This is a genomic window from Dactylosporangium thailandense (assembly GCF_059739745.1).
This window is the reverse complement of the sequence record NZ_AP029195.1, coordinates 11,955,008-11,974,546: the sequence shown is the minus strand read 5'-3', so window position 1 is coordinate 11,974,546 and position 19,539 is coordinate 11,955,008. Positions and strand designations below refer to the sequence as shown.

Below are 19,539 nucleotides of genomic sequence, written 5' to 3'. Positions count from 1 at the left end.
CTCTGAGCACCGGGCGGTCACGGCTCTCCGAGCACTGCTTCACGGCTCTCTGAGCACTGCTTCACGGCTCTCCGAGCACAGTGCGCAGGGCGTCGAGCACCGCGGGATCCTCGATGGTCGAGGGCACCGGCTCCTCGCGGCCGTCGGCGATCCCCCGCATGGTCCGGCGCAGGATCTTGCCCGAGCGCGTCTTGGGCAGCGCGGCCACCACGCGCACGCTGCGCAGGCTCGCCACCGCCCCGATGCGCTCCCGCACGAGCTGGACCAGCTCGGCCGCGACCGTCTCGGCCGGGGTGTCCACGCCCGCCTTGAGCACCACGAACCCGCGCGGCACCTGGCCCTTGAGCTCGTCGTCGACGCCGATGACGGCGCACTCGGCGACCGCTGGGTGGGCGGCGAGCACCTCCTCCATCGCGCCGGTCGAGAGGCGGTGGCCGGCGACGTTGATGACGTCGTCGGTGCGGCCCATCACGTAGAGGTAGCCGTCCTCGTCGAACCGGCCGCCGTCGCCGGTCAGGTAGTGGCCGGGGTAGGCGGAGAGGTACGAGCGCACGTACCGCTCGTCGTCGCCCCACAGCGTGGGCAGGCAGCCGGGCGGGAGCGGCAGCCGGATGGCGATGGCGCCGTCGGTGCCGGTCGCGGCGTCCTGCCCGTCCGGGGTGAGCACGCGCACGTCGTAGCCGGGGATCGGTACCGACGGCGAACCCGGCTTCGTGGGCAGCTCCTCGAGACCGCGCGGGCTCGCGGCGATCGGCCAGCCGGTCTCGGTCTGCCACCAGTTGTCCACGACCGGGACGCCGAGCCGCTCGCCGGCCCACTCGTAAGTCTGCGGGTCGAGCCGCTCCCCCGCCATGAACAGGGTGCGCAGGCACTTGATGCGCTCGCGGTCGATCCGGGCCCCGTCCGGGTCCTCCTTGCGGATCGCGCGGATCGCGGTCGGGGCGGCGAAGAGCACGTTGACGCCGTGGTCGGCGACGACCCGCCAGAACGCGCCGGCGTCGGGGGTGCCGACGGGCTTGCCCTCGTACAGCACCGTCGTCGCGCCGGCGAGCAGCGGGGCGTAGACGATGTAGGAGTGGCCGACGACCCAGCCGACGTCGGACGCCGCCCAGAAGACGTCGCCCGGCCCGCAGCCGAAGATGTTCGCCATCGACCACGTGAGCGCGACGGCATGCCCGCCGTTGTCGCGCACGATGCCCTTGGGGCGGCCGGTCGTGCCGGAGGTGTAGAGGACGTACAGCGGATCGGTGGCCGCCGCCGGAACGCACCCGGCCGCGCCGGCGTCCTTGATCGCGTCGGCCCAGGTCAGCTCGCCGTCGCGCAGCAGCGCCGGGGCCTGCTCGCGCTGGAGCACCACGACGTGCTCGGGCCGGTGCCCGGCCTCGTCCAGGGCGGCGTCGAGCAGCGGCTTGTACTCCACCACCCGGCTCGGCTCGATCCCGCACGAGGTCGCGACCACGACCTTCGGTTTGGCGTCGTCGATGCGGGCCGCGAGCTCCTTGGGCCCGAAGCCGCCGAACACCACCGAGTGCACGGCGCCGAGCCTCGCGCAGGCCAGCATGGCGATCACGGCCTCGGGCACCATCGCCATGTAGACGACGACCCGGTCGCCCCGCTCGACGCCGAGCCTGCGCAGGGCGCCCGCGAAGACGGCGACCTCGTCGCGCAGTTCCCGGAAGGTGTACCGGCGGACGGTGCCCGTGACCGGGCTGTCGTACACGAGCGCGAGATCGTCGCCGCGCCCGCCGTGCACGTGCCGGTCCAGGGCGTTGTGGCAGGTGTTGAGCTCGGCGTCGGGGAACCAGCGGTAGAACGGGGGGTTGTCGGCGTCGAGGATGCGCATGGGCATGCGGTCCCAGTCGACGCCGGCGGCCGCGTCGCGCCAGAACCACTCGGGGTCTTCGAGGCTGCGCTGGTACGTGTCGCGGTAGGCGCCCATTCCCTGATCCTGCTCCGCCGGGCCGCGCTGCGGTAGGGCCGGATATGTCGCGCCCGTTTCCACGACACGACATATCCGGATTTATCGGTTTACTTCCCTGCCACGGCTTTTGCGGCTTCTCCCGCTCCTACGGCTTGTGCGGTTCATGCGGCTTGTGCGCTTGTCGACGGCGCTCGGACGCGGTGTGCTGGCACCCACACCGACGCGGCGGCGCTGGCGCTCGGACCGGCGCGGTGGCACTGGCGCTCGGACGCGGTGCGCTGGCACCCACACCGGCGCGGTGGACCGGCACCCACACCGGCGCGCTGGCGCTGGCGCTCGGACCGGTGCGGTGGCACTGGCGCTCGGACGCGGTGGCGCTGGCGCTCGGACCGGTGCGGTGGCACTGGCGCTCGGACGCGGTGGCGCTGGCGCTCAGACCGGTGCGGTGGCGCTGGCCAGGCCCGCGGGGGCGTTGGCCAGGGCCTGCTGGATGGCCGCGACCAGGGCCAGCGCGGCCTCCTCGGTGAGCTCGACCGCGACCCGGGCCGACGGGCCGAGCGCCGGGTTGGCGAAGTCGATGTTCAGGGTGTGCCCGAACTGGGCGTGCACCGGGTGGTCGACGTAGACCGCCGCCCGGGTCACGTCGAACCAGCCCGTCGCGCCCTTGCCGGCGCCCTCGATGTCCACCAGCTCGGTCTCGTAGGTGCACATGTCAGGCCCCCAGGTGCGTGCCGAAGAACGTGAAGATGCGCTTCCAGCCGTCGACCGCGGCCTCGGGCCGGTACGACGGGCGGTCCACGGCGAAGAAGCCGTGCCCGGCGCCCTCGTAGCTGTGGTGCTCGAAGCTCTTGCCGTGCCCCTCCAGCAGCTCGGCGAGGCGCGCGACCTCGGCCGGTGCCGGGAACTTGTCGTCGTCGCCGAACAGCCCGAGCACCGGGCAGCGCACGTCGCCCAGGCGGTCCTGGATCGAGCCGACCTTGAGCGGGAACCCGGTCGGGGGCGCCTCGAGCGCGAACGCGCCGTAGCAGTCGACGGCCGCGTCCACGTCGACCGCGGTCGAGACCAGCAGCGACTGGCGGCCGCCGGAGCAGTGCCCGATCACGCCGACCTTGCCGCTGGCGTTGTCCAGGGCGCGCAGCGCGGCCGCGGCGGTGGCGACGTCCCGGATGATCTGCTCGTCGGGGATGCCGCCCTGCCCGCGCACGAACGCGGACGCGTCGTCGGGCGACGCGTCGGGGGCCTCGCGCCAGAACAGGTTCGGACAGATCGCCGCGTACCCGTTCACGGCGAACCGGCGCACCATCTCCTTGGTGGCCTCGTCGAAGCCGGGCAGGTGGTGAATGACCACGACGCCCGGGAACGGGCCGGGGTCGAGCGGGCGGGCCTGGTACGCCTGGATCTGCTCCTCGCCGATGAACACCGTCTCGGCCCGGATCGCATCTGACATGCTGCACTCCGTCGTTCACTGGTGCGGTTTTCCTTAGCCGGGCAAACAATATCCCCGCCGTCGCGTTGTATGCGTCGGCGGAGACAGATGCGCGGCGGCCGGACCGTGTTCGGCAACCGGCGGCGTCACCCGGCTCGGCGCCCGGGCCGCTGACCGCCGGGCGCCAAGCGTCGCCACCCCGGCCAGGCCCCGAGCAGCGCAGGGCCGGCCGGGCCCAGAGCGGGCAGGTCCGGCCGGGGCCTCGGCGCGAGCCCGAGCGGGCAGGGCCCCGGCGCGACCGGTCCTACTGGCGGCCGGGCTCCGAGCGGCGCAGCGCCAGCCGGGCCAGGCCGATGAGCAGCGCGATCTGCGCGAACAGGATGAGCACCGAGCGCCACCAGGCACCGGTGGTGTGCTCCCACAGGGCGTCCTTGAACGGGATCATCGACTGCAGGTCGACCGTCGACGCGCCCGCGGCCAGGCCCCAGCGGGTCGGGAAGAGCCAGGAGATCTGCTCCAGGACGTTCTGCCCGTCGAGCTCGAAGAGGCCGCCGGAGAGCACGAGCTGGGCCATCACCACGACCACCAGCACCGGGGTCGTCTGCTCGGTCGTCTTGACCAGCGCGCTGACCAGCAGGCCGAACGCCATCGAGGCGAGCGCGACCATGGCCACCGGGATCGTGATCTCCACCAGCCAGTGCTTCGGGAAGATCAGCGGGTCCTTCGGCGGGTTCTTGCCCAGCAGCGCGAGCCAGCTGAACAGCGCGGTCTGCACGATGATGATCAGCGAGAAGACGAAGACCTTGGAGGCGAGGTAGGCGCCGGCCGAGAGCCCGACCGCGCGCTCGCGCTTGTAGATCGTGCTCTCGTTGACCAGCTCGCGAATGGCCGCCGCGGTGCCCAGGAACGCGGCGCCGACCGCGAGCACGACCAGCAGCCGCTGCGCCTCGAGGCTGTATTTGAGCAGGCCCGGGGCGAGGCCGTTGTCCCCCGGCACCGTGCGGGTGAGCAGGGCCAGGGCCAGCGGCAGGCCGATCATGAACACGCTCAGGCCGCGGTCGGCGCCGATCACCCACAGCATGCGCAGGCACAGGGTGAGGAACTGGCGGATCGGGGCCGCGGGATGCAGTGCCCGGCTGCGCAGGGACGCCCCGCCGAGCTTCACCCGCGCCCGCCCGACCGCTTTGTCCGGCTTGGCCGCGCCCGACTGGGCCGCGCCCGACCGGACTGCGCCCGACTGGGTTGTTGCCGGTCGGGCCGGCGCCGGGGAGGGAGCCGGCGCAGGGGCGGCCGGTGCGGGCCGGGCGGGCATCCGCTGCTCCGCGGTCGGCGACTCGAGAGAGCCCGAGGGACGCGGCGGCATCTCCTGCTCGGCCGTCGGCTCCCCGGCCGCCGTCGTGGCACCGGCCGACGCCGTGGACGCACCCGCGGATGCGGCCGGGGCCGGGGCCGAGGGCACGTGCGCGGTGGCGGAGGCGACCCGCTGGGCCGGGACGGTGACCTGCTCCACCGCCTCCGGCTTCGGCGGCGGGGCCTCGGCGATCTGGTCGGTGACGTATCGCGTGTAGAGCTCGGACGAACGGTACTTGCGCGTCCAGTGCTCCGCGTTCTTCGTGACCTCGCGGAACACCTCGGCGTAGTCCTCGGCGCCGAAGAACTCCAGCAGCTCGCCGGGCGGGCCGAAGTAGCCCATCCGGCCGCCTACGGTGAGCACGAGCACGCGGTCGGTGAGGTCGAGGTGCATGACGTTGTGCGTGACGACGGCGACGGTGCGGCCCTTGTCCGCGAGCTCCCGCAGCTCCTCCATGACCTCCTTGTCCAGGGCCGGGTCGAGGCCGGACGTGGGCTCGTCGAGGAAGAGCAGGGACGGCTCGGTGAGCAGCTCCAGCGCCACCGAGACGCGCTTGCGCTGGCCGCCGGAGAGGCTGTCGATGCGCTGCTTGGCCCGCTCGGTCAGGTTGAGCGTCTCGAGCACCTCGGCGACCTTGGCCCGGCGCTCCTTGCGCGGCACGTCGTCGGCGAAGCGCAGGGCGGCGGCGAAGCGCAGGGCCCGGCGCACGGTGAGCTGGCGGTGCAGCACGTCGTCCTGCGGCACCATGCCGATGCGGTAGCGCAGCTCGGCGTAGTCGGCGTAGAGGTCGCGGCCGTCGTAGCGCACCGCGCCCTGGGTCGCGGGGCGCAGCCCGGCCACGGCCTTGACGAGCGTGGACTTGCCGCAGCCGGAGGGGCCGATGACGGCGAGCAAGCTGCCCTCGGCCAGCGCGAAGCTGACGTCGTCGAGCAGGACCGCGTCCTTGATCCGCACCGTGAGGTCGTCGGCGATGAGCGAGGAGGGGCCGGCGTCCTCGAACTCGTGCAGCCGGGCGCCGTCGAAGATGAACTCGTGCTTGCCGATCGAGATCAGGTCGCCGGGCCGCATGTCCTCGCGGGTGACCTGCTTGCCGTTGTGGAACGTGCCGTTGCGGCTGCCGAGGTCGACGACCTCGAAGCCGCCGGTCGCGGTGCGGCGCAGCTCGGCGTGGTTGCGGGAGCTGCGCAGGTCGCTCAGTACGATGTCGTTGTCGGCGCCGCGGCCGATGCGGATGCGCCCGGCCTCGAACTCGTGCCGGGTCGCCTCCCGCTGCGGCGGCGAGGGCTCGACCGGCAGCTGCTCGGTGATCGTCCTCACCCGGAACGTGATCTTCGGGCCGTCGGCCGAGCCGAGGTGGACCTCGCCGCCGTCGGTGGCGGCGATGAAGGCCGCCCGCTCGCCGCCGACGAAGGTGCCGTTGCGGCTGTCGAGGTCGCGCAGGAACCAGCCGTCGTCGTTCCAGATGACCTCGGCGTGCCGCCGGGAGATCAGATTGCCCTCGATCACGAGGTCATTGGCGGCGTCGCGACCGATGGTCACGGTGTCGTCCGGACGGACGGTCGCCTGCTTGTCGCCGGTGGTCACCTCGAGGACCGTGAGCTCCCGGGTCACCGTGCGCTGATCGATGCTCGCCACGGCGCTCATCATGCCGTGGGGGTATGACAGAAAGAAGTCGGGGTGGGTTTGTATCAGGACAACTGTCGCGGCCCTCATGTGTGTCGAGAACGAAGACGGCACGGTGAGGAGGAGCCCCGATGGCCGCGGACACCCGTCCGGACGAGTGGCGCTCCCGGCGCGCCCGGCGACTGGCCGGGCTGCCGTGGGTGCGCCGCGAGGACCGGGCGGACGGCACGCCGGTGCGTTTCGTCGCCGATGAGCTCGTCGTGCGGGCGGAGCACTTCGGCACCGCACGCCAGGCGTTCGCCGAGCAGGGCTTCGACGCCCGGGACATCGTTGAGGAGGGGGATGTCCCGGACGGCTTCCGGCGGGTCCGGCTGCCCGGTCTGGACGTCGCGCGGGCCGCTCGGCGCGTGCGCGTGCAGGCGGAGGCGGCCGGGGACCCGAGGGTGGCCGCAGCGCCGAACCACGTCTTCGTCTCGACACCGTTCGCGCACGCCGGAGCGTACGGGCCGCCGCGCCCGGCGCCGCCCGGTGCGCTGACCCCGCCGGTGGAGGGGACCGGCGGGGTGAGGGTCCTGGTGCTGGACACCGGGGTGTGGCTGAACAGCCCGTTGCCGAAGGAGCGGTACGTCACCGACGACTTCGAGCCCGGCGACGACGGCGCGGGGGTGCGCCAGGGCGACGCCGGGCATGCGAACTTCGTCGCCGGGGTGATGCTGGGCCGGTCGCGGCGGGTGCGGCCGAGAGTGGTGCGGATCGTCGACACGTTCGGGGTGTGCCGGGAGAGCGACCTGGTCGCGGCCCTCCGGCGGGCGGTCGACGACCCGATCATCAACCTCTCGCTGGGGGGATACTCGCTCGACGACCGGCCACCGGTCCTGCTCACGGCGGCGCTGACAGAGCTGCTGACGAGCGGTGACCGGGTGGTCGTGGCGGCGGCCGGCAACGACGGCCAGCACGACCGGCCGTTCTGGCCGGCCGCGTACGCCGGGACGGGCGCGCCGTGGCGGCGGCGCGTGGTCGCGGTCGCCGCCCACGACGGCCGGCGCATCTGCAACTGGAGCAACACCGGGCCGTGGGTGACGCTCGCGGCGCCGGGAGCCGACGTGCTCAGCACCTATGTGCACCACGAGGGCTTCCCGGACGGCTGGGCCCGGTGGAGCGGCACCTCGTTCGCGGCGCCGTTCGTCGCCGCGGCGATCGCCGACGCGCTGCCGGAGTCCGGCTCGGCCGGGCTGGCGGCGCAGTCGGTCGTGGCGGGGGCGGGGCTGCGCTACGGCCGTTACGCGGGGGTGGCGTGAGGGCCATGCATCACACCAGGGGGAGGGTGGTGACGGGGTGCGGCACGCTGGTCGCCGTGCCCCGTCGCCCGGTGGTCCCGGTGCTACCCTTCGGAGCCATGGCCGACCCCGAAAGTCCCGGTGAACACGAGAATGCCGCACTTCTGCGGGCTGCTTCGGCCGGGGACCAGCAGGCGTGGGAGTCCATTGTGGACCGGTACGCCAACCTGGTCTGGTCGGTGGCGCGCAGCTTCCAGCTCGGCCAGTCCGACGCCGCGGACGTGAGCCAGGCGACGTGGCTGCGGCTGGTGGAGCACGTCGACGCCGTGCGGGAGGCCGACAAGCTCGGCTCCTGGCTGGCGACCACCGCCCGCCGCGAGGCGATCGCGCTGCTGCGCAAGAGCGGGCGCGACGTGCCGGCGGGGGCGGCCGGCGACTTCGTGGAGACGCTGGGCGGCGCCCCGGCCGGCGTGGATCCGGTCGAGGAGGAGCCGGACGCGGGCGTCCTGCGCGACGAGCGCGACGCCATGCTCTGGCAGGAGTTCCAGACGCTGTCCCGCCAGTGCCAGCAGCTGCTGCGGGTGCTCATCGCCGATCCCCCGCCGAGCTACGCCGAGGTCTCGGCCGCGCTCGACGTGCCGATCGGCAGTATCGGTCCGACTCGCAAGCGCTGCCTGGGCACGCTGCGCCGACGATTGGCGACTTCGATATGACCACCCACCGCGGCTGCGCAGGGCCGACCCGATGATCGGGGAGGAAGAGGTGCTGAGCTCTTTGCGTGACATCGCCGGCCGGCGCGACCCGGTGCCGCCGAACGTGCTGGCGGCCGCCCGGGCGAGCCTGTCCTGGCGCGACCCGGACGCGGCGCTGGCCGCGCTGACCCGCGACTCGCTGGACCGGCTCATCGCCGTGCGGGGCGGGATCCGCGGCGGAACCCCGCGAGTGCTGACGTTCTTCAGCGGCGCCCTGACCATCGACGTCCAGGTGACCGCGCGCTCGGGCGCCGTCGACGTGGTCGGCGAGCTGGCCCCGGTGGTCGCGGCCAAGGTCGTCGTGGAGTCGCCGGCGGGGTCGCACGAGACGGCGGCCGACGACGAGGGCCGCTTCCGTTTCGAGGGGGTCGCGACCGGCCCCGTGCGGCTGCGCTGCGAGCCGGAGGTCGAGGGGGCATTCGTACCGGTCCGCACAGAATGGGTGCAATTGTAGAATTCTTCGCAAAACCCCTGGTCGCAGCGGGTACCGTCGCGGAAAAGGTGCCGCGACGTTGCGAGGAGCCGGCCATGCCCATCGACCACGTGCAGATCGTGTCCATTCCCGTGACCGACCAGGACCGGGCCCGCGACTTCTACCTCAACGCCCTCGACTGGGAGCTGATCAGCGACAACGACGAGGGCGACCGCCGCTGGGTCGAGGTCGCCCCGAAGCACGGCCAGACGTCGTTCACGCTGGTCACCTGGTTCGAGTCGATGCCGCCCGGATCGCTGCGCGGGATCGTGCTCGACACCGACGACATCGAGAAGACCTACGAGGAGCTCGCCGAGCGCGGGATCGTCTTCGAGTCCCCGATCGAGGAGGGGCCGTTCTCGCGGGTCACGAGCTTCGCCGACCCGGACGGCAACACCTTCGTGCTGCATCAGCTCTACCAGCCGCGGACCCGGACGGTGAGCTTCGCCTCGGCACTGTAGTCCGCGCTCGCTCCGCCGGTCCGGCCGCTCGCAACGGTGAGCTTCGCCTCGGCGCGGCGTCACCTCGGACGGTGTCCGCGCCTCCTGCGGTGTCAGAGGCCGCGTCACCGGGCACCGCGGCCGAGCCGGGGCGGTCCGCCGCCATGAGCCGCGGCGCGATCCCGGCGGTGCTGGAGTTCGCACTCGCCCCGGCCGGACCCGCCCGCTCCGCCGGTCCGGCCGCTCGCATAGGCTCCTGGCGCGGTGGGCCGTAGCGCAGAGGTCGTCGCGCGCCGACTCATAATCGGTGAGGACGCCGGTTCGATTCCGGCCGGCCCGCCGCCTTCGCGCGGGCGGCTACCATACGGCGGTGCCGCTCGACCCTGATGACGTCGAGGCCTGCCTGCGGGTGCTGGCCGCGATCGGCGACGCCGACGAGCGGGTCGCGGCGGCGGTCGACAAGGCCTACCGGGCGCGCAAGAAGCGGCGCAAGGCCGAGCGGCGCACGGCGACGGCCGAGCACGACCGGCGCCTGGTGACGCAGCCGCGGGCCGACGACCCCGCGCTGCTGCGGGCGCGCCGGTGCTACGTGTGCAAGTCGCCCTACCGCGAGGTTCCGCCGTCGTACCCGCAGATGTGCGCCGAGTGCGCGACGAGCAACACCGCGCGGCGGCACGCCCGGGCCGACCTGACCGGGCGGCGCGCGCTGATCACCGGCGGCCGCATCAAGATCGGGTTCGAGACCGCGCTGAAGCTGCTCCGCGACGGGGCCGAGGTCATGGTCACGACGCGGTTCCCGGGGGATGCGGGGCGGCGCTTCGAGGCCGTACACGATGCCGGGCTTTGGCGGCACCGGCTGCACATCCACGGCGTGGACCTCCTCGACCTGGCCGGGGTCGTCGGGCTGACCGACGCCGTCGCCGCGCGCTGGGGCCACCTCGACATCCTCGTCAACAACGCGGCCCAGACCGTCCGGCGGCCGCCCTCGTACTACCGCGAGCTCGCCGCCGCCGAGGGCCGCCGCCCCGCGCTGCCCGCCTCCCCCGCCGACCTGGTCTTTCCGGCCGGCGCGCTGGACGAGACCGGCGCGCTGGACAGGACCGGCGCGATGGACAGGACCGGCGCGATGGACAGGACCGGCGCGATGGACGGGGCCGGCGCGATGGACAGGACCGGCGCGATGGACGACCTGTTCTTCCCGGCCGGCGCGCTCGACGAGACCGGCGAGCCGCTCGACCTGCGCCGCGCGAACAGCTGGACCCTGCGGCTGCACCAGGTCACCCCGCGCGAGTGGCTGGAGGTGCAGGTCATCAACGCCTTCGCGCCCTTCCTGCTGATCGCGCGCCTGCGGCCGCTGCTGCGCGCGGCGCCGAGCCCCGACCGGTACGTGGTCAACGTCTCGGCCATGGAGGGCAGCTTCAGCCGCGCGCACAAGACCGCCGGGCACCCGCACACGAACATGGCCAAGGCGGGCCTGAACATGCTGACCCGGACGATCGCGGACGAGTACGCGGCCGAGGGTATTTACGTCACCAGCGTCGACACCGGCTGGGTCACCGACGAGCGGCCGCACGCGACCCGGGAGGCCCTGCGCGGCCGGGGGTTCCGGGTGCCGCTGGACGTGGTGGACGGGGCCGCGCGCGTCTACGACCCGATCGTGCGGGGCGTGCACGGCGACCCCGTGCACGGTGTCTTCCTCAAGGACTACCGGGTGGTGCAGTGGTAGAGACCGAGATCTCCTGTCCCGTGCTGGCGGCTCCGGCGGTACCGTCGGCCGATCTCACGCTGCTCGAACCGCTGCTGGCGCGGCTGTCCGACCCGTCCGGGGTCGCCGCGACCGAGCGCTTCCCCCTGGGCACGCTGCAGCCCGACGGGCGGCTCGACCTGTGCAAGCAGGGCCTCGGCGCGGACGGGGTGAGCCGGGTGCTGGATCGCGTGGTCGGGTCGGGTCATGCGGTACACCTGCTGCTCGGCACGAACGGCCTCGGGGCGCCCGGGACCGCCGCGCTCGCCGCGTCGCTCGCGCCCGGGCACGGGGTGCGGACGCTGTACCTCGGCTGCAACGCCATCGACGCGGGCGGCGCGGAACCGCTGTTCGAGCGGCTCGCCGGCGACGACACCGTGACCGCGCTGTGGCTCAAGCGCAACCCGCTCGGCGACGACGGGATCGCCGCGCTGGCCGCGATGCTGCGCGCGAACACCGCCCTCACCACCCTCGACCTCGTCAACACCGGGCTCACCGACGCCGGCCTGGCGCTGCTCGTCGACGCCCTCGCCGCGCGGGAGCGGCCCGTCGCGCGGGTCTTCCTCGGCGGCAACGGGCTCGGGCCGTCGGCCGCGCCGCTGCTGTCCCGCCTGCTCACCGACTGCGGCGTGACGGGCCTGTTCCTCGCGGCGAACCGGCTCGGCGACGCCGGCGTCCGGGTGCTCATGGACGGGGTGGTCCGCGGCGGCAGCACGCTGGGCCTGGGCGGCAACGGGCTGACCGACGCCGCCCCGGTCGCGGCCCGGCTGTCCGTGCTGGAGGCGCTGGACCTGAGCCGGCCGCAGTCGCTGCGGGTGCTGGGCGCCACCGGCAACACGATCGGCGACCCGGGCGCGCGGCTGCTCGCCGAGGCGTTGCCCGGCAGCCCGTTGCGCCGCCTCGACCTGCGGCACACGGGCATTCGCGGGCGCGGGGCCAAGGCGCTGCTCACCGCGGTCGAGACCGGCCGGACGGCGCTGCGGCGCCTGACGCTCGGGCCCGATGTGCCGAGGCGCGTCAAGCGCGTGCTCGCCCAGCTGCTGCCCGGTGGCGAGCCGCCCCTGGCGAGCGAGATCCTCAGCGTGTACCGCTAGCAGCACCCGCCGTTCACCCGAAAAACTGTCGTACCTCCCCGCTACTCTCGCGGGCATGACGGAGGCCCTGAACCTGCTCGCCGCCGCGGACGAACTGCTCGCCGCGACCCGCGCGACCCGCGTCGAGCTGCGCGACAACGTCCAGCTCGAGGCCCTCGCGCTGGCCGTGTCGGCCAACCTGCCGGTGCTGCTGTGGGGCGAGCCGGGCATCGGCAAGTCCTCCGCGCTGCAGCAGCTCGCCGACCGGCTCGCGGTGCCGATGGAGACCGTCATCGCGAGCATCCACGAGCCCTCCGACTTCGCCGGCCTGCCCGTCGTCGGCGACGACCCGGCGACCCAGGGCGTGCCGATGGCCCCGCCGGACTGGGCGATCCGGCTCACCCGCGGCGGCGTCGGCCTGGTCTTCTTCGACGAGCTGTCCTCGGCCCCGCCCGCGGTGCAGGCGGCCCTGCTGCGGGTCGTGCTCGAGCGCCGGGTCGGCAGCCTCGAGCTCCCGCCGGGGGTGCGCGTGGTCGCCGCGGCCAACCCGCCGGCCAGCGCCGCCGACGGCTGGCACCTCAGCCCGCCGCTGGCCAACCGGTTCGTGCACCTGCACTGGACCCACGACCCCGCCGTCGTCGCCCGCGGCCTCGCCGGCACCTGGCCCACCGCCGACATCCCGCGCATCGACCCGCGCCGGGCCGGGTCCGCGCTGGCCCGCGCCCGCGGCACGCTGTCGGGCTTCCTCACCGCCCGGCCCGGCCTGACCCACCACCTGCCCGCCGACGCCGAGGGCCGCGGCGGCGCCTGGCCGTCCCCGCGCACCTGGGAGATGGCGCTGCGGCTGCTCACCTTCGCCCTGGCCAGCGACGCCTCGCGGGAGGCCCTGGCGACGGCGCTGATCGGCGCGATCGGCGACGGTGCCGGCCTGGAGTTCATCACCTACCTCGACGAGCTCGACCTGCCCGACCCCAACCGGGTCCTGGCCAACCCCGACGCGTTCGCGCTGCCGGAGCGCGGGGACCGGCAGCTCGCCTTCCTCACCGCGATCGTGTCGGCCGTGCAGTCGGACGTGTCGCGGCCCCGGTGGGAGGCGGCGTGGGCGGTGCTCGCCAAGGCGGTCGAGGCGGGGGTGCCGGACGTGGCGGCCCGGGCGGCGGCGGACCTGGCGGCCATGCGCGAGAAGTCCTGGCCGGTGCCGGCGACGATCGACGCGTTCGTGGACATCCTGCGCCTCTCGGGGGCGATGCAACGATGACCTCGGAGTCGCCCTCCTCGCGGCCCGCGGGCGCAGAACCAGAAACGGCGGCGGGCGCAGAACCAGAAACGGCCGGCACAGGCCCAGCAGCGGCGGCGGGCACGGGCCTAGAGGCGTTCGCGGTGGTGCCGCCCGCGCGGCTGGCGATGGATCGGACGAAGCTGCTCGCGGGGCGGTATCGGGCGGCCAAGCTGCGGCCGTATCTCGCCTCGGCGATGTACGCGCTGTCCGTGGTGCCGTCGTGGCACCTGTCGACGATGGGCGTGGACCGGCACTGGAGGCTGTACGCGAACCCGGACTTCGTGGCCGCGCACCCCGTCGAGGAGCTGGCCGGGGTCTGGGTGCACGAGGTCGCGCACCTGTTGCGGGACCACCACGGGCGGGCCGAACGGCTGCGGCACGTCGACCGCGACGACCACCTGCGGGTCAACCTCGCGCAGGACTGCGAGATCAACGACGACCTGATCGCCGACGGGCTGCCGCTGCCGGCGAGCCGCGTGGAGCCCTCGACGTTCGGGCTGGCGCCGGGGCGGCTCTTCGAGGAATACCTGGCCGGCATTCCGCATACGCACGTCGTCCACGTGCAGTGCGGCTCGGGCGCGCACGGCATCCCGGTGCCGGGCGAGATCGGGGCCGACGGCGCGCCCGCGGTGCCCGAGGTGGAGGCGGGCGCCATCCGCCGGACGACGGCCGAAGCCATCCGCGCGCACGTACGCGCCCGGGGCACCGTCCCGTTCGGCTGGCGGCGGTGGGCCGACGAGATCGCCGAGCCGACCGTCGACTGGCGCCGCCTGCTCACCGGCGCGCTGCGCCAGGCCGTGGTGTGGGCGAGCGGGGCGGCCGACTACACGTATGCGCGCCCGGGCCGGCGCAGCGCCGCCCTGCGCGGGGTCGTCCTGCCGAGCCTGCGCCAGCCCCTGCCGCGCGTCGCGATCGTGATCGACACCTCGGGCTCGATGGGCGACGACCAGCTCGCGTCGTGCCTGGCCGAGGTGACCGGCGTGCTGCGCGCCGTGGGCATTCGCGGCAACCGCGTCACGATCCTGGCCTGCGACGCCGACGTCCAGGCCGTGACGCGGGTGACGAAGGCGGAACAGGTCCAGCTGAGCGGGGGCGGCGGGACCGACATGCGCGTGGGCATCGAGCACGCGCGGCGGGGCCCCGAGCCCCCGAACATCATCGTCGTGCTGACCGACGGCCTGACCCCGTGGCCGGCCGAGCCGACGGGCTGCCGCCTGATCGCCGGCCTGATCGGGCCCAACCCCCCGGACACCCCGCCCTGGATCGAGACGATCCACATCACGGACGGCTGAGCCCGTGGCGCCGGCGGCTACTTTCGGCGACTGTCCCGCGGGGCGGCGGCTGCCTAGCGTTGGTGTCATGGCTGATCACGAGCTGGGGCTGACGCGCGGGGACCGGGTTGTCGTGCTCGCGGGGCTTCCCGTCGCCGGGGGGCTGCTCGGGTGGGGGCTGCCGATCGCGGCTCGGTGGTTGCTGTCGCTGCCGTGGGTACCGTTCGGGGGGCCGCTGCGGCTCGTGCGGCACCTCGGTTCCGGGTGGGGGCTGGCGGCGCTGGCCGGGGCGGGGGTGCTGCTCGGGTTCGGGCTCGGGCTGGTCGCCGTGCACGAGGCGCTGCGGGTCACCGTGGCCGACGGCGAGATCGTCCTGGTCAGCGGGGAGGCCCGGCGGGCCGTGAGCCGGCGGGACGTCGAGGCGGTGTTCGTGGACGGCAAGCTGCTCGTGGTGCTCGATCGGCAGTCGCGGCAGGTGGTGCGGGACCGGCTGGAGAACGCCGGGAGCCCCCGGGTCGAGCGGGCGTTCCGGGAACACGGGTACCCGTGGGTGGGGCAGGACCCGTATGCCGAGCTCTATCGGCGGTGGGTGCCCGACCTGCCCGAGCTGCCGGGGGCCGTCAACGCGGTGCTGGCCGCGCGGGCCAAGGCCCTGGAGAACAAGAGTGCCGCCGACGCCGACGAGCTGCGTGACGAGGTGCAGAAGCTCGGCTTCACCGTGCGGGATGTCGGGGTCGTCCAGCACTGGCGGCCCTTGGTGAAGTCGTGAGGAGCCGGGCTCGCGACCTCGCCGTGGACGTCACGTCCACGGTCATCTCGGTGCTCGTGGCGCTCATGGCGGCCGCCAGCGGGCTCGACAACGGGCTGCTCAGCGACGAGCGGCTGCTCGTCTCGCTGGCCGTCACCGCGCCGGCGATCGTGGTGCTCTGGTGGCGGCGCAAGCACCCGGTCGGGGTCGCGCTCGCGCTGCTCGCGCCGATCGCGGTCACCGACATGGCCGGCGGGGCCGTCGCCATCGCGGTGTTCGGAGTCGCGGTCCACCGGCCGTTGCGGACCGCCCTGTGGGTCGGGGCCCTGCACGTGCTGGCGCCGATTCCGCTCAGCATCCGGTATCCGGATCCCGACCTGCGGATCATCGGGGCCAACACGCTCGGCGTCACGGTCCTGGCGATCGCGATCGCCTGGGGCGCCGCGGTCCGGGCGCGGCGGGAGCTCATCGCCACGCTGCGGGAGCGCGCCGTGCGGGCCGAGGCCGAGGCGCGGCAGCGGGGCGAGATGCTGCGCGGGCTGGAACGGGAGCGCATCGCCCGGGAGATGCACGACGTGCTCGCGCACCGCATCTCGCTCATCAGCCTGCACGCGGGGGCGCTGGAGATCCGCGGGGATCTCTCGCGGGAGCAGGTCGCCGACGCGGGGGCGACCATCCGCACCAGCGCGCACCACGCGATGGAGGAGCTTCGGGAGATCCTCGGGGTGCTGCGGGCCTCCGACCGGGAGGAGCTGCGGCCCCGGCAGGGGCTGGCCGACCTCGGCGAGCTGGTGGAGGAGGCGCGGAAGGCCGGCACGACGGTACACCTGGATCATCGCCTGGACGGGGAACTGCCCGCGGCCGTGGACCGCACGGCGTTCCGGCTGGTGCAGGAGGGGCTCACGAACGCGCGCAAGCACGCGCCGGGCGTGGCGGTCAGCGTGCTGCTCGAGCGCGGGGACGAGGTGCACGTCCGGGTCAGCAACCCGCTGCCCGCCCGGCCCGCGCCGCCCTCGCTGCCGGGCACGCGGTCCGGGCTGGAGGGGCTGGCCGAGCGGGTCGGCCTGGTCGGCGGGCGGTTCGAGCAGGGAGTCCGGCGCGGGGACGGCGGGGCGGCGTTCACCCTGGAGGCGTGGATACCGTGCAGCCGCTGATCCGGGTCGTGGTGGTCGACGACGACGCGCTGGTGCGGGCGGGGCTGGCCATGGTGCTCGGGGGCGGCACCGGGGTCGAGGTCGTCGGCGAGGCCGCCGACGGGGCGCAGGCGGTGCGCACCGTGCGCGCCGTGCGGCCCGACGTCGTGCTCATGGACATCCGCATGCCGCGCATGGACGGGCTGGCCGCGCTCGAGGCGCTGCAACCCGACGGGGCCCGGGTCATCGTGCTCACCACGTTCGACACCGACGAGCACGTGCTCCGGGCGCTGCGGCTCGGCGCGCACGGCTTTCTACTCAAGGACACCCCGCCGCTGGCCATCCTCGACGCGGTGCGGCGCGTCGCGAGCGGGGAGCAGACGCTCTCGCCGTCGGTGGTGCGGCAGCTCATCGCGCACGTCGCGGCCGACGATCGCGGCGCGGCGGCCCGGCGTACCCTCGCGGCCCTCACGCCCCGCGAACGCGACGTGGCCGAGGCGGTCGCGGAGGGGCGCTCGAACGCGGAGATCAGTGCCGCGGTGCACATGAGCGTGGCGACGGTGAAGACGTACGTCTCGAGGATCCTGGCCAAGCTGGGCTGCACGAACCGCGTCCAGGTGGCGATCCTGGTGCACGAGTCACGACTGGACTGAGCCCGCGACGCCGTCGAGGACCGCCTGGAGGCCGCGCTCGAACTGCGCCGCCACCGCGTCGGGGCCCGTGGCGGGGCCGGCGACCTCGGGCGAGCCGGGCTCCCGGCCGCCGAGCAGGGCCGCGGTGTGCGGGTAGCGGCCGGTCGCGAGCTGCTCCATCCCGTAGGCCACGACGGCCTTCACCAGCTCCGGGTCGGTCTCCGCGCGGGCCTCCGCGGCGCGCAGGGCGCTGCCGAAGACGTACGCGTCGACGATCGCGATCACGTCGAACCGGCCCGCGTTGTCGAGCCCGGTGCCGGCCAGGGCCGCGAGGCTCTGCTCGAAGTGCAGCATGGCGTTGGGCCCGATCGCGGGGCCCGGACGCAGCGTGACCGCCCACGGGTGCCGCGAGAGCACCGCCCAGGTCCGCCGCGCGATGGCCGCGGTCGCCTCCCGCCAGTCCGCCGGCAGCTCGCCCTCGGGCACCACGGCCTCGGCCATGAGCGCGTCGTCCATGAGCGCGAAGAGCTCGTCCTTGGTCTCGACGTAGTTGTAGAGCGTCATCGTGCCCGCGCCGAGCCGCGCGGCGACGTTGCGCATCGAGACCGCCTCGATGCCCTCGGCGTCGGCGATCTGCAGGGCCGTGGCGGCGATGCGCTCGCGGCTGAAGCGGGGCGCGCGGGAACCGGGCTCCGGGCGCGCCCAGATCGGCGGTCGGGGCATGGACACGATTATCGGTGATAGCGGTTCGCGATGAACCCGGGCTCGGTCGCGGGTTCGGCCGGCCGGGTGACGACCGGCAGCGCGGTGTGTGCCCCGAAGCCGCGGCCGAGCGTGCGGACCTGCTCCTCCATGAGCGGGACGCTGTGCCGGGCCTGCGACTCGACGACCCGCTCGGCCAGGCGGCTGTTGAGCAGGGTGCGCAGCCAGTACACGAGCATCACGCCGCGGGGCACGAAGACCTTGCGGCGGCGGCGCTCCAGCGCGTCGGCGAAGGCGGCCGCGCAGCGCTCGACGGACGTGGTCGAGCCCAGCGGGGGCGGCAGGCGGCGCAGCGTGTCCTTGAACGCGGGCAGGTCATCCTGGGCGTCGCGGACGAGGTCGGTGTCGATCCAGCTCGGGTGGGCGGTGCCGACGGCGACGCCGTGGTGGGCCACCTCCAGCCGCACCGCGTTGCCGAAGTGCTCGACGCCGGCCTTCGAGGCGCAGTACGGCGCCATCCCCGGCAGCGCCGCGAACGAGGCGGCCGAGGCGACGATGAGCAGGTAGCCGCGGGCCGCGATGAGGTGCGGCAGGCACGCGGCGGTCGTGCGCATGACGCCGACCAGGTTGACCTCGACCGTGTGCACGAGCGCCTCAACGTCGCCGGTCGCCATCGTGCCGCGGCTGGCGACGCCCGCGTTGGCCACCACGGCGTCGATGCGGCCGTAGGCGCCCAGCACCCCGTCGACCGCGGCCGCCATACTGGCCTGGTCGGTGACGTCGGCGGCGAACCAGACCCCGCCGAGCTCCTGGGCGAGCGGCTCCAGCCGGTCGGGCTCGAGCCCGACCAGCGCGACGCGGGCGCCGCGGGCGGCGGCCTCACGCGCGGTATGTTCGCCGATGCCGCGGGCGGCACCGGTGATGAGCACCACCTGACCGGACAGACTCTTGCGCCGCACCGAGGGCCTCCCATCGGCGGTACCGTTCAGTACCAGGCAAACTAGCACCCGGGGACATTGTCGCGAAAGGTGAAGGCCACCGCATGACGAGCACCAGGACCGCCGAGGAGCTGCGCGCCGACCTCACGGGCGGGCTGGCCGAGTCGATCGCCGCCAAGGGCTACGCCGCCACGACGATCGCCGACATCGTGATGCACGCGCGCGTGTCCAAGCGCACGTTCTACGAGCACTTCGCGGACAAGGAAGCCTGCCTGATGGCCCTCTACGCGCAGGGCTGCGAGCACCTGCTCGAGGTGGTGCGCAGCGCCGCCAGGCCCGGCGGACGGCCATGGAAGGAGATGGTCTCCAGCGGGGTGACGGCGTACCTCACCGCGCTGGAGACCATGCCCGCGGTGACCCGGACCCTGCTGGTGGAGATCCAGGCGGCCGGGCCCCGGGCGTTCCGGCTGCGCCAGCAGATGCAGCGCCGCTTCGCCGACGCGCTGGTCGAGGTGATCGAGCGGGCCCGGGCGGCCGACCCCGGCATCCCCCGGCTGTCGCCGCTGCTGGCCATCGCCCTCGTCGGCGGCGTGCACGAGATGATGCTGCAGGTCTGCGACCCGTACACGGGGGCCGGCCCGTCGTTCACCGAGCTGACGCCGGCCGTGGACGAGCTGGTCTACGCGATCCTCACCAACCCCTGGATGACAACGGATGGAATGATCGGGCCTACTGCCGGGTTGCACGGTTGAAAAAG

Annotated in this window: 18 protein-coding genes and 1 tRNA gene; 13 read left to right on the top strand and 6 right to left on the bottom strand. The window is 74.1% G+C overall.

The features are described from left to right. Positions 1-61: 61 nt before the first annotated feature. From AC6JBM_RS53960 to AC6JBM_RS53945, 4 genes are all read right to left on the bottom strand, one after another. On the bottom strand, positions 62-1,939 hold the full coding sequence (locus AC6JBM_RS53960; RefSeq protein ID WP_497981217.1) for a propionyl-CoA synthetase: 1,878 nt from the start codon (positions 1,937-1,939) through the stop codon (positions 62-64). A 414-nt stretch (positions 1,940-2,353) separates the two neighbouring features. Beyond that, positions 2,354-2,632 carry a DUF6295 family protein gene (locus AC6JBM_RS53955; protein WP_350617431.1) on the bottom strand — a complete coding sequence of 93 codons (279 nt, stop codon included), beginning with the start codon at positions 2,630-2,632 and terminating at the stop codon, positions 2,354-2,356. A gap of 1 nt (position 2,633) precedes the next feature. Next, positions 2,634-3,368: a dienelactone hydrolase family protein gene (locus tag AC6JBM_RS53950; protein WP_497981216.1), complete on the bottom strand. Its 735-nt coding sequence runs from the start codon at positions 3,366-3,368 to the stop codon at positions 2,634-2,636. 283 nt (positions 3,369-3,651) lie between these two features. Next, positions 3,652-6,333: an FHA domain-containing protein gene (locus AC6JBM_RS53945; RefSeq protein ID WP_497981215.1), complete on the bottom strand. Its 2,682-nt coding sequence runs from the start codon at positions 6,331-6,333 to the stop codon at positions 3,652-3,654. Between the two features lie 119 nt (positions 6,334-6,452). Here AC6JBM_RS53945 and AC6JBM_RS53940 point away from each other — a divergent pair, with 119 nt between their 5' ends. The 12 genes from AC6JBM_RS53940 to AC6JBM_RS53885 all read left to right on the top strand — a co-directional run bounded on the left by AC6JBM_RS53940 (position 6,453) and on the right by AC6JBM_RS53885 (position 17,163). Next, positions 6,453-7,619, top strand: coding sequence for a S8 family peptidase (locus AC6JBM_RS53940; protein ID WP_497981214.1), 1,167 nt, complete (start codon positions 6,453-6,455; stop codon positions 7,617-7,619). Positions 7,620-7,717: 98 nt separating this feature from the next. Then, entirely contained in the window at positions 7,718-8,311 is a 594-nt protein-coding gene (locus AC6JBM_RS53935) for an RNA polymerase sigma factor (RefSeq protein ID WP_433078562.1), read from the top strand. Positions 8,312-8,342: 31 nt separating this feature from the next. Continuing rightward, the gene (locus AC6JBM_RS53930) at positions 8,343-8,804 is read left to right on the top strand and encodes a hypothetical protein (RefSeq protein WP_497981213.1); all 462 of its coding nucleotides are present in this window, start codon (positions 8,343-8,345) and stop codon (positions 8,802-8,804) included. 74 nt (positions 8,805-8,878) lie between these two features. Further along, on the top strand, positions 8,879-9,283 hold the full coding sequence (locus tag AC6JBM_RS53925; RefSeq protein ID WP_350617420.1) for a VOC family protein: 405 nt from the start codon (positions 8,879-8,881) through the stop codon (positions 9,281-9,283). 244 nt (positions 9,284-9,527) lie between these two features. Next, positions 9,528-9,602, top strand: a tRNA-Met gene (locus AC6JBM_RS53920). Positions 9,603-9,632: 30 nt separating this feature from the next. Further along, the gene (locus AC6JBM_RS53915) at positions 9,633-10,988 is read left to right on the top strand and encodes an SDR family NAD(P)-dependent oxidoreductase (protein WP_497981212.1); all 1,356 of its coding nucleotides are present in this window, start codon (positions 9,633-9,635) and stop codon (positions 10,986-10,988) included. Further along, positions 10,982-12,100 (top strand): leucine-rich repeat domain-containing protein, encoded by a 1,119-nt coding sequence (locus tag AC6JBM_RS53910; RefSeq protein ID WP_497981211.1) that lies wholly within the window; start codon positions 10,982-10,984, stop codon positions 12,098-12,100. Before AC6JBM_RS53915 ends, AC6JBM_RS53910 begins: the two co-directional genes overlap by 7 nt. Before the next feature lie 55 nt (positions 12,101-12,155). Beyond that, positions 12,156-13,337, top strand: coding sequence for an AAA family ATPase (locus AC6JBM_RS53905; RefSeq protein WP_497981210.1), 1,182 nt, complete (start codon positions 12,156-12,158; stop codon positions 13,335-13,337). A 146-nt stretch (positions 13,338-13,483) separates the two neighbouring features. Then, positions 13,484-14,650 carry a vWA domain-containing protein gene (locus AC6JBM_RS53900; RefSeq protein ID WP_497981209.1) on the top strand — a complete coding sequence of 389 codons (1,167 nt, stop codon included), beginning with the start codon at positions 13,484-13,486 and terminating at the stop codon, positions 14,648-14,650. 67 nt (positions 14,651-14,717) lie between these two features. Beyond that, complete coding sequence (locus AC6JBM_RS53895) at positions 14,718-15,398, top strand: YqeB family protein (RefSeq protein WP_497981208.1); 681 nt, start codon at positions 14,718-14,720, stop codon at positions 15,396-15,398. Then, positions 15,395-16,531, top strand: a complete 1,137-nt coding sequence (locus AC6JBM_RS53890) for a sensor histidine kinase (RefSeq protein ID WP_497981207.1) — start codon at positions 15,395-15,397, stop codon at positions 16,529-16,531. The genes AC6JBM_RS53895 and AC6JBM_RS53890 overlap by 4 nt, the downstream gene beginning before the upstream one ends. Continuing rightward, complete coding sequence (locus AC6JBM_RS53885; protein ID WP_497986737.1) at positions 16,519-17,163, top strand: response regulator; 645 nt, start codon at positions 16,519-16,521, stop codon at positions 17,161-17,163. The genes AC6JBM_RS53890 and AC6JBM_RS53885 overlap by 13 nt, the downstream gene beginning before the upstream one ends. Here the strand turns inward: AC6JBM_RS53885 and AC6JBM_RS53880 are convergent. After that, on the bottom strand, positions 17,149-17,865 hold the full coding sequence (locus AC6JBM_RS53880) for a TetR/AcrR family transcriptional regulator (RefSeq protein ID WP_497981206.1): 717 nt from the start codon (positions 17,863-17,865) through the stop codon (positions 17,149-17,151). The genes AC6JBM_RS53885 and AC6JBM_RS53880 overlap by 15 nt on opposite strands. An 8-nt stretch (positions 17,866-17,873) precedes the next feature. Further along, positions 17,874-18,803 carry an SDR family oxidoreductase gene (locus tag AC6JBM_RS53875; RefSeq protein ID WP_497981205.1) on the bottom strand — a complete coding sequence of 310 codons (930 nt, stop codon included), beginning with the start codon at positions 18,801-18,803 and terminating at the stop codon, positions 17,874-17,876. Between the two features lie 83 nt (positions 18,804-18,886). On the opposite strand from AC6JBM_RS53875, the gene AC6JBM_RS53870 reads away from it, so the two are divergent. Further along, positions 18,887-19,534, top strand: coding sequence for a TetR/AcrR family transcriptional regulator (locus AC6JBM_RS53870; RefSeq protein WP_497981204.1), 648 nt, complete (start codon positions 18,887-18,889; stop codon positions 19,532-19,534). Positions 19,535-19,539 lie beyond the last annotated feature (5 nt).

Excerpts from the sequence above, each read along its gene's own strand:
- AC6JBM_RS53900 (WP_497981209.1), top strand. The coding sequence starts at position 13,484 with ATGGATCGGACGAAGCTGCTCGCGGGGCGGTATCGGGCGGCCAAGCTG.
- AC6JBM_RS53880 (WP_497981206.1), bottom strand. The coding sequence starts at position 17,865 with ATGCCCCGACCGCCGATCTGGGCGCGCCCGGAGCCCGGTTCCCGCGCG.
- AC6JBM_RS53960 (WP_497981217.1), bottom strand. The coding sequence starts at position 1,939 with ATGGGCGCCTACCGCGACACGTACCAGCGCAGCCTCGAAGACCCCGAG.
- AC6JBM_RS53955 (WP_350617431.1), bottom strand. The coding sequence starts at position 2,632 with ATGTGCACCTACGAGACCGAGCTGGTGGACATCGAGGGCGCCGGCAAG.
- AC6JBM_RS53940 (WP_497981214.1), top strand. The coding sequence starts at position 6,453 with ATGGCCGCGGACACCCGTCCGGACGAGTGGCGCTCCCGGCGCGCCCGG.
- AC6JBM_RS53905 (WP_497981210.1), top strand. The coding sequence starts at position 12,156 with ATGACGGAGGCCCTGAACCTGCTCGCCGCCGCGGACGAACTGCTCGCC.
- AC6JBM_RS53895 (WP_497981208.1), top strand. The coding sequence starts at position 14,718 with ATGGCTGATCACGAGCTGGGGCTGACGCGCGGGGACCGGGTTGTCGTG.
- AC6JBM_RS53935 (WP_433078562.1), top strand. The coding sequence starts at position 7,718 with ATGGCCGACCCCGAAAGTCCCGGTGAACACGAGAATGCCGCACTTCTG.
- AC6JBM_RS53925 (WP_350617420.1), top strand. The coding sequence starts at position 8,879 with ATGCCCATCGACCACGTGCAGATCGTGTCCATTCCCGTGACCGACCAG.
- AC6JBM_RS53930 (WP_497981213.1), top strand. The coding sequence starts at position 8,343 with ATGATCGGGGAGGAAGAGGTGCTGAGCTCTTTGCGTGACATCGCCGGC.
- AC6JBM_RS53950 (WP_497981216.1), bottom strand. The coding sequence starts at position 3,368 with ATGTCAGATGCGATCCGGGCCGAGACGGTGTTCATCGGCGAGGAGCAG.
- AC6JBM_RS53870 (WP_497981204.1), top strand. The coding sequence starts at position 18,887 with ATGACGAGCACCAGGACCGCCGAGGAGCTGCGCGCCGACCTCACGGGC.